This is a genomic window from Nocardia sp. NPDC058497 (genome assembly GCF_042720195.1).
Taxonomy (GTDB): Bacteria; Actinomycetota; Actinomycetes; order Mycobacteriales; family Mycobacteriaceae; genus Nocardia.
This window is the reverse complement of sequence record NZ_JBHXMY010001002.1, coordinates 1-1247: the sequence shown is the minus strand read 5'-3', so window position 1 is coordinate 1247 and position 1247 is coordinate 1. Positions and strand designations below refer to the sequence as shown.

General features: G+C 61.2%; 2 protein-coding genes. Both read left to right on the top strand.

What is annotated here, in order from left to right:
• On the top strand, positions 1-446 hold a 446-nt coding region (locus tag ACFWPJ_RS33250; protein ID WP_378857555.1), incomplete at its 5' end, for a hypothetical protein.
• On the top strand, positions 446-1247 hold an 802-nt coding region (locus tag ACFWPJ_RS33245; protein ID WP_378857553.1), incomplete at its 3' end, for a hypothetical protein. The genes ACFWPJ_RS33250 and ACFWPJ_RS33245, both read left to right, overlap by 1 nt.

The window sequence follows — 1247 nt, the reverse complement described above, 5'->3', positions numbered from 1 at the left end:
GCCTGCCAGGAAACGCGGCGACTCGCCGATGCTCTGGTTCAGAATATTCAGGCCAACTGAGGGGAACGATGTCATCGAATATCGACCCAGCTGAGTGGAAGAAGCTGGAGACTCAGGCCGCGTCCGGTCAGCTGTCGATCAACCCAGAGGTGGGCGCGAATCTCGCACGCGTATGCGACGACCATCTGGATTCACTGGAGAACGCCCTGGCACAGGTGTCGAGAGTCGAACAGATCACTGGATTTGGATCGTTCAACTCCAGCCTGATCCTGGAGAAGAAGTTCTCGCAAACCGCAGCAGGCGGAGAACGGTCCCTTCGCGACACTATCACCCAGCACATCGAAGCCGTCACCACCGCCAAAGAGGTTGTCCTCAAAGCGATTGCCAACTTCCAATCCCAAGTCGACTACAACGCAGGGCAATACAACGGTCTCGGGGGGAACTGATGACCTACGAGGATTACAAAGCGAAGGTGATCGCCGCGCAGGAGCAGTGGAACCAGGAACGTAGCGTCATCTATTTGACGCAGAACCTGGCGAACTTCGCTGCGATCTTCGACGGTGAGACCCAGCCGAACCACCTCACCGGGACCGTCGACAGCTACGACCACATGAAGCTGCCCGAGATTCAAGCGGCGGTGTCGGCGATGAAGCCGGCCGTGGTGAACAGTGCGTCGGAGGTGTGGAACAAGATCGGATCGGATCTGTCGACGTCGATCGTCGCGTTCAACAAAGCGTTCGAGGCGACGGTCAATGGGGAGAACGGCTGGGCGGGCGAGGCTGCGTCGGCGGCGGTCACCGCGGTGAACAACTATGCGAAGCAGTCGAGCACCCTGCCTGCTGCGGCGACGGCGGTCAGCCTCAAACTCGCGGAGATGAAGACCGGCCTGGAGCAGACACAGGCATTGATGCCCGGACTCACCCAGCGTCCGACGCTGACGGGCAAGACGTTGCCTACCGATGGCGAGATGAAGCAGAACGATTTCGAGGACGGCGAGGAACTGGAGGAGGCGCGGCGGATCCTGCGGACTGTGTACGGGCAGGTAGCCGTGCAGTCCGATACCGGTGTGCCGTTCATGCCGACCGCGCCGAATATCGTTGCCGGCGATGGCGGTTACCCGTCGACTCCGGGGGGTGGAAATACCGGAACACCCGCCGGTGGCGATAAAGGAAGCCCCACGGGTAACCCCACCCCAACCGAAACCCCGAGCACCCAGACACCGCACGCCACCGCCACCGATGACACGG